Origin of the sequence: uncultured Thermanaerothrix sp., from assembly GCF_938028735.1 — a bacterium.
Classification (GTDB): domain Bacteria; phylum Chloroflexota; class Anaerolineae; order Anaerolineales; family Anaerolineaceae; genus Thermanaerothrix.
In genome coordinates, this window is record NZ_CALIMF010000028.1 from 49410 (window position 1) to 64744 (window position 15335).

The 15335-nt window shown below is 61.1% G+C and carries 12 protein-coding genes, 1 pseudogene and 1 riboswitch; of the genes and pseudogenes, 5 read left to right on the forward strand and 8 right to left on the reverse strand.

Annotation, left to right across the window (positions count from 1 at the left end):
• Positions 1-79: 79 nt before the first annotated feature.
• Positions 80-1468, reverse strand: coding sequence for a S8 family serine peptidase (locus Q0721_RS11355; protein WP_299029958.1), 1389 nt, complete (start codon positions 1466-1468; stop codon positions 80-82).
• Positions 1469-1518: 50 nt separating this feature from the next.
• A riboswitch (cyclic di-GMP riboswitch) is annotated at positions 1519-1600 on the reverse strand.
• Between the two features lie 128 nt (positions 1601-1728).
• Here Q0721_RS11355 and Q0721_RS11360 point away from each other — a divergent pair.
• Positions 1729-2601, forward strand: a complete 873-nt coding sequence (locus Q0721_RS11360) for a hypothetical protein (RefSeq protein WP_299029961.1) — start codon at positions 1729-1731, stop codon at positions 2599-2601.
• A 74-nt stretch (positions 2602-2675) separates the two neighbouring features.
• Here the strand turns inward: Q0721_RS11360 and Q0721_RS11365 are convergent, their stop codons facing one another.
• From Q0721_RS11365 to Q0721_RS11380, 4 genes are all read right to left on the reverse strand, one after another.
• Positions 2676-4193, reverse strand: a complete 1518-nt coding sequence (locus tag Q0721_RS11365; RefSeq protein ID WP_299029964.1) for a PxKF domain-containing protein — start codon at positions 4191-4193, stop codon at positions 2676-2678.
• A gap of 389 nt (positions 4194-4582) precedes the next feature.
• Entirely contained in the window at positions 4583-4861 is a 279-nt protein-coding gene (locus tag Q0721_RS11370) for a hypothetical protein (protein WP_299029967.1), read from the reverse strand.
• Between the two features lie 114 nt (positions 4862-4975).
• Positions 4976-5911 (reverse strand): hypothetical protein, encoded by a 936-nt coding sequence (locus tag Q0721_RS11375; protein ID WP_299029970.1) that lies wholly within the window; start codon positions 5909-5911, stop codon positions 4976-4978.
• A 230-nt stretch (positions 5912-6141) separates the two neighbouring features.
• Positions 6142-6981: a hypothetical protein gene (locus Q0721_RS11380; protein ID WP_299029973.1), complete on the reverse strand. Its 840-nt coding sequence runs from the start codon at positions 6979-6981 to the stop codon at positions 6142-6144.
• Between the two features lie 441 nt (positions 6982-7422).
• Here Q0721_RS11380 and Q0721_RS11385 point away from each other — a divergent pair, with 441 nt between their 5' ends.
• Complete coding sequence (locus Q0721_RS11385; protein ID WP_299029976.1) at positions 7423-9666, forward strand: hypothetical protein; 2244 nt, start codon at positions 7423-7425, stop codon at positions 9664-9666.
• 127 nt (positions 9667-9793) lie between these two features.
• A complete protein-coding gene (locus Q0721_RS11390) occupies positions 9794-10450 on the forward strand; it encodes a CAP domain-containing protein (RefSeq protein ID WP_299029979.1) in 657 nt (218 codons plus the stop codon).
• Between the two features lie 81 nt (positions 10451-10531).
• Here the strand turns inward: Q0721_RS11390 and Q0721_RS11395 are convergent, their stop codons facing one another.
• From Q0721_RS11395 to Q0721_RS11405, 3 genes are read right to left on the reverse strand one after another with little or no spacing between them, the layout of a single operon-like run.
• On the reverse strand, positions 10532-11962 hold the full coding sequence (locus Q0721_RS11395; protein ID WP_299029982.1) for a fructose-specific PTS transporter subunit EIIC: 1431 nt from the start codon (positions 11960-11962) through the stop codon (positions 10532-10534).
• A 34-nt stretch (positions 11963-11996) separates the two neighbouring features.
• Positions 11997-12953, reverse strand: a complete 957-nt coding sequence (gene pfkB / locus Q0721_RS11400) for a 1-phosphofructokinase (protein WP_299029985.1) — start codon at positions 12951-12953, stop codon at positions 11997-11999.
• Positions 12950-13690: an HPr family phosphocarrier protein gene (locus Q0721_RS11405; protein WP_299029987.1), complete on the reverse strand. Its 741-nt coding sequence runs from the start codon at positions 13688-13690 to the stop codon at positions 12950-12952. The genes pfkB and Q0721_RS11405 overlap by 4 nt, the downstream gene beginning before the upstream one ends.
• A 244-nt stretch (positions 13691-13934) precedes the next feature.
• On the opposite strand from Q0721_RS11405, the gene Q0721_RS11410 reads away from it, so the two are divergent.
• Together Q0721_RS11410 and Q0721_RS11415 are read left to right on the forward strand one after the other, a co-directional pair.
• Positions 13935-14930: a LacI family DNA-binding transcriptional regulator gene (locus tag Q0721_RS11410; RefSeq protein ID WP_299029990.1), complete on the forward strand. Its 996-nt coding sequence runs from the start codon at positions 13935-13937 to the stop codon at positions 14928-14930.
• Positions 14931-14956: 26 nt separating this feature from the next.
• Positions 14957-15335, forward strand: a pseudogene (locus Q0721_RS11415) (hypothetical protein); the annotation flags it as partial.

Below are 15335 nucleotides of genomic sequence, written 5' to 3' on the forward strand. Positions count from 1 at the left end.
GCGTTTTGTAAGTTAACTGCACTGACCCGCCGGGCTGATCCTCGGCGGGTCAGTGGTGCCAGCATCGGGTAATGGGGACTTACGGCGTAGTGCTCAGGGCCGCGTCCGCGGTGGCCAGGCCGGCGCCGGTGGCGTCACTGCCCCAGCAAACCTGCTCGCTATACCCATAAGGGGTGTAGATGGTGCGGCAGCCGGGGGCGAGATAGGTCGCTGAACGCTCTAGGATGCTCTCGGCCTGCGCCGGGGTAAGACTGGGATATTTTTGCGCCATCAGCGCCACAATGCCGGCCACGTGCGGGCTGGCCATGCTGGTGCCGCCGAGGAAGTAGTAGGAGGTCTTGCCACTCTGGAGTTGATACGGCCCCACCACCCACGAGCCAGGGGCGGCCACATCCAGGTCCTGCCCGGGCAGGGCACGGCTGGAGAAATCGGTGATGTAGTAGTCCTGTGCATCGGTTGGGTCGGGGACATCGCGGTTATACCACCAGGCGCGGTTGCCCACGGGGTACCATTCGCCCACCCAGCCGGAAGCCGCCACCGAGATCACCGGTGCATAAGCGCCGGGATAGCCCATGCCGGCGGCGCCGCTATTGCCCGCCGAGGCGACCAGGATCACGCCCTGCGCAACAGCATAGTCAATTGCGGCCTTTTCCACCGCATCCAGCACCGGGCCGCCCAGCGACATGTTGATCACCACCGGGTGATTCTTGAGTGGGCCGGCCTTGAGATCGGCCACATAGACGATACCGCGCGCCACCACCGAGGACCAGCCGGAGCCGTTCTGGTTAAGCACCTTGACCGGGATGATCTTGGCCTTGGGGGCCACACCGTTGACCGACACACCACGCAGGCTGTAACCAATGATGGTCGAGGTCACGTGGGTGCCATGTGAATTCTGGTCGTGTTCCCACTTGTTGGGCTGGGTGGACACGAACCCCATCTCGCCCCCGCCCCCGCCGAAGGAAATGGCGTACTCGGTGGCAATGCGCTCCTGGGGGAAGTACTGCCGCCACGAATCCAGCAGCCCGGTATCCAGCACGGCCACGTACACGCCATCGCCGTCATAGCCCACCTGGCGATTATTGAAGCCAAAATCGGTCACATTGATGGCATCCAGGTCCCAAGTGCTCAAGCCGTTGGCGAAGTCCTCAACCAGCACCGTATCCACCGGGGCGCCCTGCCGCTCGGCATCCGGGTTGGCCGCGGCGACATAGGGCAGGCTACGGAGGGTCTCCAATCGGCTGGCACGGGTCTGCAGCGTCACCGCCTTGATCTCGGTGATCACATCGCGCACCTTGCCGTACTGCCCTAGGTCGGCCAGTACCGCCGGGGTGACCTCCGTGTTGAGCAGGACGTTGATCCCGATCATCGGGTCGTTTTTAGGCGCGGGGGGTGCAGCACCCAGGGTAGCCAGACTGCTCAGCGCTAGCGCCAGGATCAGAACGAAATAAAGCAATGTGTGTCTCATCACCAAACCTCCTTTTGGGGAATGAAAAAACACGACTGCCGAGGGATGCCTTCGGCAGTCTGGCGGCCTGCGCGTGCGCGCAGGTCCATGACTTTGCGCCCCCACCTCGCGATGGGTTTGCCGTTTCGGGAAAGCCTTCTAATAATTCATTTTAATCTGCTTTAGTGACCTGGCAAGCCCAAGCACGGGAGATTTTGCCAGAGTACTTACTATGCTATACTGAAAATAACTTGAAGTGTGATGCAGGGAGGTGATCCGCTATGAAGGCGCGACGCATTTTTCTTAGGCATCTGGCGCTGCTGGGATGGCTGACACTGGTGGTCAGCGGCTGTGCCCGCGCGTCACCCAGCCCGTCCCCCCTACCCTGTGGCGAAGACCGCCTCGTGCTCGGGACCCAGACTTTTGCGTTGCGCCCCTGGCCGGCGCAGAGTGCTGGGGTGACCACCTTGCCCGATCTTGCCGCAGTGGCTTATGTGCTGGCCCCACCGGACGGCGAGGGAGGCGGGGTCATTGTACTACCACCGCGGACGGAGAACCGTGTCGTCCTGGCGGCAACCACCCCGGGACAGGGGCTGAGCTTAGTACGCGCCGACTGCACCCTGGTGACCTACTGGATTGAGACCAGCCAGCCCACCGGCGCTACGCCGGGGGCGGAGTTAGCCACGTCGCACGGTCTGACGCTGTGGGTGGGCGAAAGCTATGCCGGAGAGGGCGGCTGGCTGGTGCGCGCGGCGTTCCTTCCCCCAATCCATGCTCCAACGACTCCCCCGACCCTTCCCACCTCCTTGCCAACGCTGGGGCCAGAGGAAACGCTGGTGGTCATCTCCACCGAAACCGCGCCCCCCGCCTTTCAGGCTGAGATCTCCCTACTGGAAGTGACCCCTTCCGCAGCGGGTCTGGAAATTACCGTGGAGATTCTCAATTACGGGCCCACCACCGCCAGACTTGCCCCCCCCGCAATCACCCTGCGCGATGCCAACGGACAGGTGCTGGCCTTGCAAAGCAGTCACCCCGCTTTGCCAGCCGACCTACCCGTAGGACAGGCGGTGACGGTGCACTTGCTTTTTACCCGCCCGAGCGCCTCCCTGGCTACCCTAGAGGTATTGGAGGCAACCTTCGACCTGGGGGAATGAGCTGCGCCCAGCGAATCAAACAGCCTGCACTGCGCGGGGCAGTGCAGGCCGCTTCAGGGGAACCCGTGACTGGGTTACTTAATCTTAAAGAAAGCCTGTAGGAACGAGCCGTCCATCGTGGTCATCGTGACGCGGTAACACTTGCCGGGGGTGGTGGGCGTCTTCCAGTTGAAGATAAACTGACCCGTCATCCAGTCGTAGCGCAGGCTGGTACCACCGGTTGCCACGGTTTCGATCTCATCGGTAAGCGCATCTGCGGCGCAGGCCGTTTGAGCATAGGTCAAGGATCTGACAAACGCGGTGTCGGTCAATTCGGTTGGCCCCGCGAAGATCTCGAACTTGAGCGGGACGGTTGAGCCACCTTTCGCCACGTTATACACCCCGTTCATATCCACCGGCTGGTAGAAGCCTTTGAGCGTCCATGCCAGCACAGTATAGGTACGGGTTTTCTCCGTGGTGTTGCCAGCCTTGTCGGTCGCGGTGGCGGTGAGGGTGTGGGTGCCCACAGCCGTGCTGTAGCCGGATAGGGTGCAACCCGCCTCGGTCAGCCCGGAGAGACCATCTTCGGCGGTACAGGTGGACGCAGGGGGTACAAAGCCAAAGTAGTAAGATTCCCCATCCGCGGGGCCGCCGTTCCACGTGATGCTCGGCGGGGTGAGATCTACATTGATACCGCTCACCTCCGCTGTGGCCGAATTGCCAGCGTTGTCATAAATGGTCTGGGAGTAGGATTGATTTGCCCCTTCACCAAAGGTGTAGGAACCAGGACAATCCCCAACCAGCCCCGACATAGCATCCGAGCAGGTGAAGGAAACTGTTGGCGCCCCGGTATCGCTGTTGTACCACCCCGTGCTGGCAGCGGATTTATCCAATGCGGCGGTGATGCTCGGCGGGGTGGCGTCGCGCTTAATAATGACAGAAGCCTGAGCAGCTCCCCCCGCGCTGGTCGCTGTGCAGGTGAGGGTGACGCCTGCTGTATCATCGTTAATCGTAGTTTCATCGCACCCTGACTTACTGGTAATGGCAGATTCGCTGTCGGTCACCGTCCACGAGACTGTCACATCGCTAATGTACCAGCCGTTGTTACCCAAGGTTCCGCTAATGATAGGGGTGATCACCGGCGGGGTAGTGTCGCTAGGCGGTAGGACCTTAATCTGGAATTGGGCGTATCCAAAGTCCCATGATGCGCCAGATTTTCCACCGCTCATGTTGAAGTTGGAGGTATTCACATTATAGGTACCCTGCGCTACACTGGATGGAATCGTGAACGTAATTTTCTTTTCGACCCCACACGCAGTAAACGTGGTCATGCCTGCGGTTATGCCAGAAGGTAAACCCACAAATGACAGCGTCGCAGGGTGACCATCATCCACATTGCAAATCGCCGAAGATTCACCCTGGTCTTTTGTCGCAATGATCCTAAACCCCACCTCAACGGGCCCACCTGCCCTCACCTCAATCTCTTCTTTTGGGTTGTCTATGGTATTGTCTAATGTATTCACAACATTATCTGCCCAGACCACGCTACTCAGCGCCAATGCAGTGAACACTGCCAGGGTTACTGCCAAATGGAGAATTCGTTTTAGATTCATGAATTTTTTCCTCCTTCCCTATGAACTTAGCCTCAAGTGAGAATGGTGAATACGTTTGCACACTCGCCCACCGTTCCTATCCGTTCGATAATCTCCTCCTTTTGGCCTCCCTGCTCGAAAAGGGCCGCTTCCACAACATTACGCCCTGTCGAAAAAACAATAAACCGGCCCTCCTTAAGGCCGGTTTCGCTACTCGCTCGCCGCACAGGTTGCGCCAGCGCCCTTCCCCCTGGCCAAGCGGCCATATACACCTGCACGGGTCATCGCTGCCCTATAAACGCGGTCACTTTAAGATATGTCGCCCCCCTAAGTAATTTATAGCACACTGAAAAAAGAGGCCCTGCCAAGTCGCTGCGAGAATTTTTTAAGGTTGAACCAATTAGACTGTTCTAACCCTGCACCGACCGCTCCAAGCGTTCGGAGGGAGGCTCTTTCCTGCCCACACTTCCCCGGCCTTGAACGGCGGGGCAAGTGGATGCACATTGTGCCGTGGAGATGTCCAGGGAGCGACGCTGTACCTCGGTCCATGCCAGAGTCAGGCGCCACATGGTCAATTCAGGAGGGAGAAGATCCCACGCCACTGGGGGGGTCAAGCGGGGCACACAGGGCGGGGTTGGGTCCCCGTCGGGCTGATTGGTCAGCCAGCGGATCTTATCATAGTTAACCACTGCTGCCTCCAGGGGGCCACCTTTCCTTCCCACTGCAGAGTGGCCGATGGAGCGGATTCGGCGGTGGCCCAGAGCGGCGCACCCGGCCATCTCGGCGAAGGCCGGCCAAGCGGCCTAGCGCATGACCCGCAGCGTGCGGAACGTCGCATCCAGGGAGGCTAAAGGCGGGGTGAACGAGATCGCGGGTTGGCGCTCCAGGAAAGCCGTCACCGCCGCGTAGTATCTGCTCCAATCGGCATTGGGGTCGTTGAGATCCGGCACACCCACGTCCGCGGCAGGCAGGCCAGGGTGGTTCAGGGGCAGGGTAGCCACGATATACCAGGCGCCATCCGCACTGAGCCCTTGGAATTCGTAGAGCAGCGCGCTATTTTCAATGGGGGTAATGTCCTCAGCATAATAAGTGATCACCCGGATACCGCTCCCGACGCTGAAATCGAGGCGCTGCACATGGGCAGCAAACACCCGTGCCGCCATACTTGCAAACACGGGGTGCGGCAGGTCCTCAGGCGAGTTGAGCTGCAGAGGTTGGTTTAGGAACACCTCCAGGGTTTGGATCGTGCGCTCGGCTTCGGCATTCATTTGCATATAATCGTGCGCCGGATAGACCCAAATCCAGGGTTCATAAAAATGCTCAATGATCGGGTAACCCCACAAACGCGCTCGCCAGTGCGCCGGTGCCACTTCCCAGGGGTCAAAAGCCTCTGCCGCGCTGACAGCAGGCACAGTTTCCACATCCACCTGCAGTGCCAGTTCGGCCGGCACGTCCAGGCGCAGTGGCCCCAGCGCCACCGCTTGCCCAGTCACGGGTGGCAACGAGGTTTCCACCGCACGGGATGAGGGGGGTAAGGTCGCCATCTCGGGTCGAGAGGTCGCTTGCAACTGAGTGATTTGGGTTTGGAGGACGCTCAGCGTGCTGTGCAGGTCAGCGGAGGGGGTAGGGGGAAGGGTAGGGGGTGCCTCAAGCCCCAGGCGCGGCAGCAGGCCACACGCCAGGCTGAGCAAGGCCCACACCATCAAACCCAGACCGACGGCGCGCGGAAGAGTACGCATGGCTCACCTCCACCTAAAGTATCAGGACCCAAATGCTCCGCAGACATCCAATGGATTAAAACCCCTTTATGGGGAGTAGCGTTGCACTCAGCCAGCCCATGCGGGCATGATTTTGGCCCCCTTCTCCGTTAGATACACCCTTTCCCCAACACAAGTGCTTGCAGTACGCCCATCAGCGACCCACCGCGGTGCGCACGAATCTCGCCTTTCAAACCACCGCTTGCCTTCTGCTATACCAACGCCCCTATGACAACCAGCAACCACAGCCCTACCACAACAGCAATGGTTGCAGGCGTGGAGCGAATGAGGCCAAAGATTGCCACCACCCATGTGTGGAACGCCAGATAGGGCGCAAAACAAGGTGAAGCACTTAAGGCATAGCCCAAATGCCGCTTCCGAAGCGCAGCAACTAACAGCGCTAGTCCAATGGGCAAGGACATCGGCCATAGCGAGGCATTCCACCACGCCCCAGTGATTTCAGTCGCACGGAAGGGCCACCATCCATAAACAACCAAGGAGAGCACGCCAGCAAGGGTGACAGGCCCAAACAGACGGAGAGTTTCCTTCCACCCGCCGCTACGCCATGCTTCGACAAGCCAGAAAACTACAATCCCCAGGCCAACTTGGGGTTTTATCGTGGCAAAAAACAAGCCAATTGGCGGTGGCAAAACCACTCCCAGCAGCGCCAACCAATCAATATTGCTGTTGAGCATGCCCTGGAGCAAAGGAGGCGACAACAACACCGCGATAACAGCCCATTTGCTACCCCCCAGCCGATGGCCAATGTAAGCAAACGCCGTTAGACCCACTATGAGGAGTAGCGTCCGCCCCACATTTTCCGGAAGTAAGGCAAATGGAATCAAAGGCAGGAGTGCCCAGGGCGGATTGAAAAAGCCCGGAATGGTGTAGGGTGATTTCCCCGCCAGCAACGCCAAGGTGGCCGGGCGAAAAACGGTGTACCAATCTTCTCCTCGCGGAATGTAATTGCTCACCCCCCAAGAAAACGCAATAATCCCTGCCAGGGATACCCCCCATAAAACCACCTTCTTGCAAGTCCTTGGAGCCTTCATTTTGAAGCCCACTATTAGAGATTAAGCCTCTTTGATATTGTGCGCATGTAAAGATATCCTCTTGTCGCCCCTTCAAATGTTCCCCGTGATCAAACGAGCGGCGGCGTAGTTTTCCGGGTAATTGTATTATGGAAGAGCCCGGAGAACGCGAGGCTTCTGCGCCCTGGTTCGATATTCCGCGCCCCCTTGTATCTCCGGCCCCACTACCCGAAGATCACGGCGGGGCAGTTAGGGTGGCCCTTTGGTGACAGCCCAGCAGGCCATCGCCGCAACTATCGCCCTAAGGGCAACCGCCTTGCGGGCAGCCATCCAATTCACAAACAAAACTGGCGTGATTAAGGAAACCATGTTATAATTATACAAGCGCAACCACTTGCCAACCATTGGCGTCACGAAACGCCCGACGCGTTTGGGTTTTCGGGCTTCCTAGTTGAGCCGGCCATGCGAAAGCAACCTGTCCACTCCGTGTGGTTTGGTCTAGGGGGAGTGTTAATAGTGTTACTCGCGGCCTGTGCAGGGCCCTCACCCCCGCCTCCTACCCCTTCGCTCCCGCCTGTCACCCCCACTCCCTCCTTCGCTCCTACGCCCACCGTTGCCGCGCCGCCAGCCCTGCCCGTGGCGCCAGCGTTCAGCGTGGGCCAACCTTCCTACGTGGGGCGGGGTGGGCTGCTGGCCGCCGCTTTCCTCCCCGCGGGACGCGGCCTCATCCTGGGCTGGGCGCACGGCCTGACGTGGCTGGAGATCCACCCCACCGATCGGGGGCTGGAACTGCGTGAGCGCTTTTACCACGCCCTACCCGCGCCCCTGCTCGCGCTGGCCATCTCCCCGGCAGGCGAGCAGGTGGCCGCCGCGCTAGCCGATGGTCAGGTAGCGGTGCTTGGCTTGACCAGCGGTGAAGTGCGCCTTTTCCCCGTCACCGCGCCGAGCGCCTATGCCTGCGGACTGGCCTGGTCGCCCCAGGGGACGCACCTGGCCCTGCAATGCATCGGGCCGGAACGCGGCGATCCGCTCTCCCTGCTAGAGATCCCGAGCGGCAAACTCACCACCGTGCCCAATTCGCGCATACCCGCCACCACTCTCCCTCAACCGCTGTGGACGCCGGACGGACAAGCCGTGCTCCTGGCCGCCCTCACCCCACCCTGCTCGCGCTTCCTGCAAATCCTTACCGGTGAGCCCCGCCTGACCCTGCAGACCAACTCAACCTGCCTGCCCCCCTATGCCCTTGCCTGGACGCCCAGTGGGCGCGCCCTGGCCGTGGGCGATGCCCAAGGCGTGACCCTGCTAGATGGGCGTAGCGGCGCGTTTCTGGGGCGCTTCGAGGGGGCCGTGGTCCCCTTTTCCCCACCACCCTTTCCCGCGCCCACCCAGCGCCTAGTTTACAACCCCCGCGGCACCCGCTTGGCGGCGCTGGGTTCACTGGGGCTTGACGCCGGCGCACCCCCCACCGAGCCGCCAGCGACCCGCGTGTGGGAGGTGAGCACCCGCCGCCTGCTCGCCAGCCTGCCGGTCGGGGAGCACGAACCGCTGGCGCTGACTTTTGACCCCGCCGATGACGGCACACTCTGGCTTTTCTACGCCGATGGCCGCTTTACCCGCTGGCCATACGCCCGGCGCGGCGCCGCCGAGGAGGTGCTCTACCGCTGGCCGGTGGAGTGGCCCCTGCCGCCGCTGACGATCTCGGCAGATGGGCGCTACGTGGCCGCCGATCTGACGACGGGTGGGGCAGCGCTGTGGGCGATAACCACAGGCACCGCCCCCACCTTGCGCTTCGAGGCGCCCCTCCGCCACCCCGTGCTCGCTCCACACGGGGAAACCGTCTTGCTGGTCCATCCCACCAATGCGATCAGCCTGGTTTATGCGGTCGCAACTCAGCGCACCGTGATGAACCTGCCGGGAGCGCAACGCGGGCGGTTAGGCGCAGCTTTTGCCCCCGACGGGACGCGCTTGGCGTACGGGAATGGGCCGCGCTTGCACGTGGTGCGCTGGCCAGAAGGGGTCGAAGAGACTGTCTTGGCGGGCTTCCCGCCCGATCAGGTCATCACCCGTGTGCTGTGGAGCCCCGACGGGCAGGCGCTGGCCGCAGCCAGCGGCTTGGAAGGGCAAGAGGTCCTCGGAACACTGCGCGTCTGGCGCCGCACTGCAGATGGTACCTGGCAGGCAGTGGCCGAAAGCCGCTCCGTGCGCACTGGCTACACCAACCCCGCCCTGATCGCCTTCAGCCCGCAGGGGCACTGGGTAGCCCTGGAGGTCATGCCGACTTTTGAGGCTTCCGCGCTAGGTGTGCAGGTGGTAGATTTGATCAAAGGCGCCGTAGTATTAGACCTGTCGGAGCAGGACCTGATCGGTTGGGTGGACGCATCTACGTTATTGACGCACGCCGCGCAGAACGATACCCGCATGGTGCTGTGGGCCGTGCCCAGCGGTGCGCACTCCCCCACAGCGGTGACGACGCGCGGGGATGAGGCCTACCTGCCAGCGCGGGGGGTGCTGGCGCGCCCTGCGCTCGACCGCCCGCACGTGGGGCGCCAGATCGAGATCCTCGCGGTGAGCAACGGCGAACGCCTGGCCCGCCTAGAGGTGGGCGCCGATGTACTGTGGATCGCCTGGACCCCCTCGGGTGACCACCTGCTGGCCCTGACCACCACCGGGGCCCTCTACGCTTGGCCCATCACCTGGGAAAAGTAAAGCAAGGGGCTGTGCTACGGCGCCGGCTAGGCTCACCGGAAAACGCCTTTTTGCATGGACCTATCAAAAGCGTTAAGTCCCCATAGAGGACCGTTGATCTCTATAATAACTGTGATAAAATGCGCACATGCTGAAGCGCGCGGGTCACCATCGCCTTTTCCGGATAACACAGCCCCTTTTTCTCATCGGAGGATTGCTGATCTGGCTGGGCCTGGGATTGGGTTGGCTGGGGCAACCCTCGCCAGCGCATGGCCAGGCGCCCACGCGTGTCTATACCCTTTACTTACCGCTGGTTGCACGTGATCCGTGTGCGCCGCTCACCGCGCAGGAGCAGGCCATCCTGGATCGCCTGAGCAACGACCCCGACCAGAGGCGGCCTAGCCTCCGCTGCGATCCTATTCTGCAGCGCGTTGCCCGCGAACGGGCCCTGGATATGGGGCAGCGCAATTACTTCGACCACGTCAACCCCGATGGGTATGGCCCAAATGCTTTGGTACGGCAGGCCGGCTACCCCTTACCTGATTGGTATGGACAGGAGCCCAAGGCTAATAACATTGAGTCCATTGCCTATTATGCCGTGAACCCGGCCCCCGATTGGAGAACTGTAGTCGAGCACGTTTGGGACAACTGGATGAATTCCTCGGGTCACCGGGAACATCTGCTAGGATTGGCTGATTTTTACGCCGCACAAACCGATTACGGCATTGGCTATGCCAATGTGCCCAACAAAGACTGGGCTTACCGCTCTTACTGGGTGGTCATCACCGCCCAGCGCGGGCCGTGAGGCGCCTTGTTTAAAGATCTGTCGGCTGCCCCGCGGCGGATGGCAGCCGGCAGATCCTCAGGTTGAGGCGAGTTCCAAGGACTATTCGCTCAGTGGTTTCTTTACCACGTACAACATGGCCGTGGTGACCACCGTGCCGACCAGGATGGCAACCACGTAGAGCCCCAAGTTTTCCACGGCGTTGGGGATGGGCAGCACAAAGATCCCGCCATGCGGCACGCGCAGCCCACACCCGAAGATCATCGAGAGTGCCGCCGCCACTGCGGAGCCCACCATTATGGAAGGAATCACGCGCAAGGGGTCGCGCGCGGCAAAGGGAATGGCCCCTTCGGTGATGAACGAGATGCCCAGCACCGCGGCGGCCTTACCTGCCTCGCGTTCATCCGAGGTGAAACGATTCTTGAACAGCCAGGTTGCCAGCGCCAGCCCCAGCGGCGGGGTCATCCCCGCGGCCATGACCGCTGCCATCGGCTGATAAACGTGGGCCGAGATCAGCCCCACCGAGAAGGTGTAGGCGGCTTTATTCACCGGCCCGCCCATATCAAAGGCCATCATAGCCCCCAGGATCAACCCCAGCACAGCCTTGCTGCCACTTTGCAGGCTGTTGAGCCAAGCCGTCAGCGCATCCAGGGCCGCCTTGACCGGCGTGCCAACCACGTAGAACATCAGAATGCCGACCACCAGCGAACCCAGCAACGGCAGGATGAGCACCGGCTTGAGCCCCTGTAAATTACGCGGCAGTTTGAGCGCCTGGTTCAGCCACAGGGTGAAGTAACCCGCGATGAATCCGGCCACAATGCCGCCCAGGAAGCCCGAGCCGGTTAAGCCGGCCACCACTCCACCAATCATACCCGGTGCCAGGCCCGGGCGGTCGGCGATGGAAAAGGCGATGAACCCCGCCAAAATCGGTACCATCAGGCCAAAGCCGCCCTGCGCCCCCACCGCAAAGAGATTGGCCCAGAAGGTCGTCCACGGGGTGGGGGTGATGGGATTCCCCTGCAAGTCCTTGGCCGGGTCAAAGGCGTAAATACCGCGGGCGGCGAAGGCAATCGCAATGAGCAAACCGCCCGCCACCACAAAGGGGATCATATAGGAAACGCCGGTCATCAGATGCTTGTACACCCCGGTGCGCTCAGCGGCACGCTTGGCTTTGGCGGCCTCTACCTCGGCCACATAGGCTTCGGCTTTATCCGCTGCTGCCAGCACCACCGCCTCGCTAAGGGCGCGCTGCACCAAGGTTTTGCCATCGTTGATCGCCGCATTGGTCGAGGTCTGGTAAACACGTTTGCCCACGAAACGCGCCAAATCTACCTTGGTATCGGCAGCGATGATGACCACATCGGCCTGGCGGATATCCTCCGGGCTCAGCGGGTTTTCGGCTCCCACCGAGCCCTGGGTTTCCACCTTGACCGTATGACCGAGTTCCCGCGCCCCCTGCTCAATGGCCTCGGCGGCCATGAAGGTGTGCGCGATCCCTGTTGGACACGACGTGACTGCTACAATCCTTGCCATCCTCCTGTTACTCCTTTCTAAAAGACGGGTGGAATTAAGTAAGACCTGCGTCCAAATGAAGGGCCCTCACGGACACGTGGTTCACAAAAGACTCCAAAACGGCGCGCTCCGGCAGGTTGGCACCCACGGTTGAAAGCGCCCCCAAGGCAAAGGCCGTTGCCAGGCGGGCACAGTCCTCTAGCGGCAGACCCTGCAGACACGCCGCCAGCACCCCCGCTACCATTGCATCGCCCGCGCCGACCGTGCTGGTAATCGGAATGGCAGGGGGTTGCACCAGGTAGGTATGGGCTGCATCTACAAAGACCGCACCCTCTTTGCCCATGGAGATGATAACCATCTCCACGCCATGGCTTAACAACGCTCGTGCCTTGGTCTCAATCGCCTCCAGGGTGGGCAAGGGCGCCCCATTCAACTGCTGGAATTCCTCCAAATTGGGCTTGAGAATGTGCGGTCCAGCCAACACCCCCTCGCGCAGGGCCTCCTGGCTGGTATCTAGGATCACCCGTTTGCCACGCGCCTTCAACTGGCGGATCAACTCGGCGTAGGTGGTGGCGGGCAAGCCGGGGGGCAAATTGCCTGAGAGGACGAACCAATCGCACTCCAGCGCTAGATCCTCCAGGGTACCGCGCAACTGCTGAAACGCTGGCGGCGTAGGCGGCAGACCCGGCATGTTGATCTCCGTCGTTTGCTGCGTCGGTTCATCCACAATCTTGATATTGGTGCGCGTGCGGCCGGGGAGGTAGATAAAACGGTTGAGAATCCCCTTGCGCGCAAACCACTCCTCAAAAATGGTAGCGTTATCGCTCCCTAAAAACCCGGTCACTGCCACTCGCAGGCCGTAATCCGCCAGGTAAGACGCCACATTGACGCCCTTCCCGCCGGGATCGAGGTGCATGCTACGCATGCGGTTCACCGTATTGACCTGAAAGTGATCCACGTACAGGGTCTGGTCAATGGCCGGGTTAAGCGTAACGGTCACCACGTCCATCATTCCCGTACCTCATCTTCCAATCCGGCCTGGATGGCCGCCTGCAAGGTGCGCAAAGCCACCGCTGCATCCGGCCCTTCGGCAGAGAGGTGCAGGGTCGCGCCGCAATCGGCCCCCAACTGCAAGAGCGAAAGCAGGCTTTTACCATCCGCCACCCGTTCACCCAGGCGCACGCGGACGTTGGCCTGAAATTGCTTGGCCAGGCGCACGAAGACGGTCGCCGGGCGGGCGTGTAGGCCGTGCTTATTACGCAGGACAACCTCCACCCCCTCCGGTAAATCCGGGGCGGGCGGGGTGGCGGGTTCGGCAGGTGGTTCGCCTGTCAGTGCAAGGATGATCTCAGCCACGTCGCGGGTTTGGATTAGGCGCTGCACCTGCTGACCCTCCTGGAGCAGACGAGTCAGCCGTCGCAGCACCCCCAAGTGCTCATCCGAGCGCGCCGCAATCCCGATGATCAGATGCGCAGTGGCCTCTGGATGCCAGGTCACCCCCGCCGGCACCTGCAAGACAGCAATACCCGTTTTGAGGACAAGATCACGATCTTCAGGCAAGCCGTGCGGGATGGCCACCCCCTGGCCCAGATAGGTATCGGCCACCTCTTCGCGTTTGAGCATGCTCTCAGCATAAGCGGGCTGGGTGTGGCCGCTCGCTACCAGCAGTTGCGCCACTGCGCGGATAGCGGCCTCTTTATCCACCGGCTGTGCCCCAAGCGCCACCTGGGCGGGGGTGATCTGCAACATATTAACCTCCTGGGGAAAACGGGCGGGAGTGTTTTTTTGTAATCGTTTACAGATAACATTATAGACATTTTGGCAAATTTGTCAATACCTCGCCCAAAATCCCTCAAAAAACGCTCAAATCCCCGCTTAATGGAGCTAAAATTTGCCTGTAATTTAGTAATCGTTTTCACAATCATCGCCAGCGTTCGCTAAACCCATGCTATAATGATCACAACGCTGACCTCCATTTCAGGACCAGACACCCATGACCAGCATCAAAGATGTTGCCCAGGCTGCGGGAGTCTCCACCGCCACTGTCTCGCGCGTGCTGGCCAATAAGCCCTACGTCAGCCCCGAGGTGCGCCAGCGCGTGTTGGAGGCCGTGGAGCGTTTGGGGTATCGCCCCAACCTGGTAGCGCGCGGTCTGCGCGCTCAACAAACTAACACCATCGGCCTGCTGGTCTCTGATATCCGCAACCCCTACTTTACCGACGTCAGCCGTGCGGTCGAAGATCTGGCTTACGAGCACGGCTTCACCCTCTTTCTGGGCAACACCGATGAGAATCCCCAGAAAGAGACGCTCTACCTCCAGTCCATGCGCGATCACAATGTGGCCGGCCTGATCTTTTCGCCCACCCGCCAGGCCTCGGAGCACTTTACCGCCCTTGGGCTCACCATTCCCACCGTGGTCATTGACCGCGCCGTTCGTGAGGGTGACGTGGATATGGTATTGATTGATAACCTTGAGGCCGCCTACCGCCTGACCCAGCATCTCCTGGAACAGGGCTATACACGCCTGGCCGGCCTGTTCGGGGAGATGAGCGTGACTGGGCGCGAGCGCCAGCGCGGGTTTGAAAAGGCCCTGCGTGAGCACGGGCTTGCGCCGTTGCAGATGCGTTTCCTCCCTCCCTACATCCAGGCCGGCTACGAAGCAACCCGCGCTCTCCTCCAGGCCGCACCCCGCCCAGATGCCATCCTAGCCACCAATAGCTTGCTGTTGGCCGGCGCGCTCAAGGCCATCCGCGAAGCCGGCCTGCCTCTCCCCGAAGCCATTGGCTTGGCCGGTTTTGATGAAACTACCTGGACCCCCTTGGTCGAGCCTCCACTGACTGTCATCGCCCAACCCACCTACGAGATTGGCCGCATGGCCATGCGCATGCTCCTGGAGCGCCTCGAAGATCCCAATTTGCCTTACCGCCAGGTGATTCTCAAAGGGCAACTCTTGGTGCGGCGCTCCACCTTGCGCTGCGCCGGGGTATAATAGCCAAGTAAAGTGAGGCTCAGGCAATGGTTTTCGAGGTCAATGATTATCACCAACTGGTGGACCTGCTGCGCAAGCATCCGGAGTGGCGGGAAGAACTACGCCGTCTTCTGTTGAGCGAAGAATTGCTCAACATGCCCCAATTGATGCAACGGATTGAGCAAACTGTCGCCGAATTGGTTGAGGCGCAGAAGCGCAGCGAGGAGCGCCTGACCCGCCTGGAGATGGCCGTCGCCGAACTGACTGAGGCGCAAAAGCGCAGCGAGGAGCGCCTGACCCGCCTGGAGATGGCCGTCGCCGAACTGACCGAGGCGCAAAAGCGCAGCGAGGAGCGCCTGACCCGCCTGGAGATGGCACAGATGCGCACCGATGAGCGGATCACCCGCCTGGAGCAACGGGTCGACC

Coding starts and splice junctions, on each gene's coding strand:
- Q0721_RS11355 (WP_299029958.1), bottom strand. CDS start 1,468: ATGAGACACACATTGCTTTATTTCGTTCTGATCCTGGCGCTAGCGCTG.
- Q0721_RS11360 (WP_299029961.1), top strand. CDS start 1,729: ATGAAGGCGCGACGCATTTTTCTTAGGCATCTGGCGCTGCTGGGATGG.
- Q0721_RS11365 (WP_299029964.1), bottom strand. CDS start 4,193: ATGAATCTAAAACGAATTCTCCATTTGGCAGTAACCCTGGCAGTGTTC.
- Q0721_RS11375 (WP_299029970.1), bottom strand. CDS start 5,911: ATGCGTACTCTTCCGCGCGCCGTCGGTCTGGGTTTGATGGTGTGGGCC.
- Q0721_RS11380 (WP_299029973.1), bottom strand. CDS start 6,981: ATGAAGGCTCCAAGGACTTGCAAGAAGGTGGTTTTATGGGGGGTATCC.
- Q0721_RS11385 (WP_299029976.1), top strand. CDS start 7,423: ATGCGAAAGCAACCTGTCCACTCCGTGTGGTTTGGTCTAGGGGGAGTG.
- Q0721_RS11390 (WP_299029979.1), top strand. CDS start 9,794: ATGCTGAAGCGCGCGGGTCACCATCGCCTTTTCCGGATAACACAGCCC.
- Q0721_RS11395 (WP_299029982.1), bottom strand. CDS start 11,962: ATGGCAAGGATTGTAGCAGTCACGTCGTGTCCAACAGGGATCGCGCAC.
- pfkB (WP_299029985.1), bottom strand. CDS start 12,953: ATGATGGACGTGGTGACCGTTACGCTTAACCCGGCCATTGACCAGACC.
- Q0721_RS11405 (WP_299029987.1), bottom strand. CDS start 13,690: ATGTTGCAGATCACCCCCGCCCAGGTGGCGCTTGGGGCACAGCCGGTG.
- Q0721_RS11410 (WP_299029990.1), top strand. CDS start 13,935: ATGACCAGCATCAAAGATGTTGCCCAGGCTGCGGGAGTCTCCACCGCC.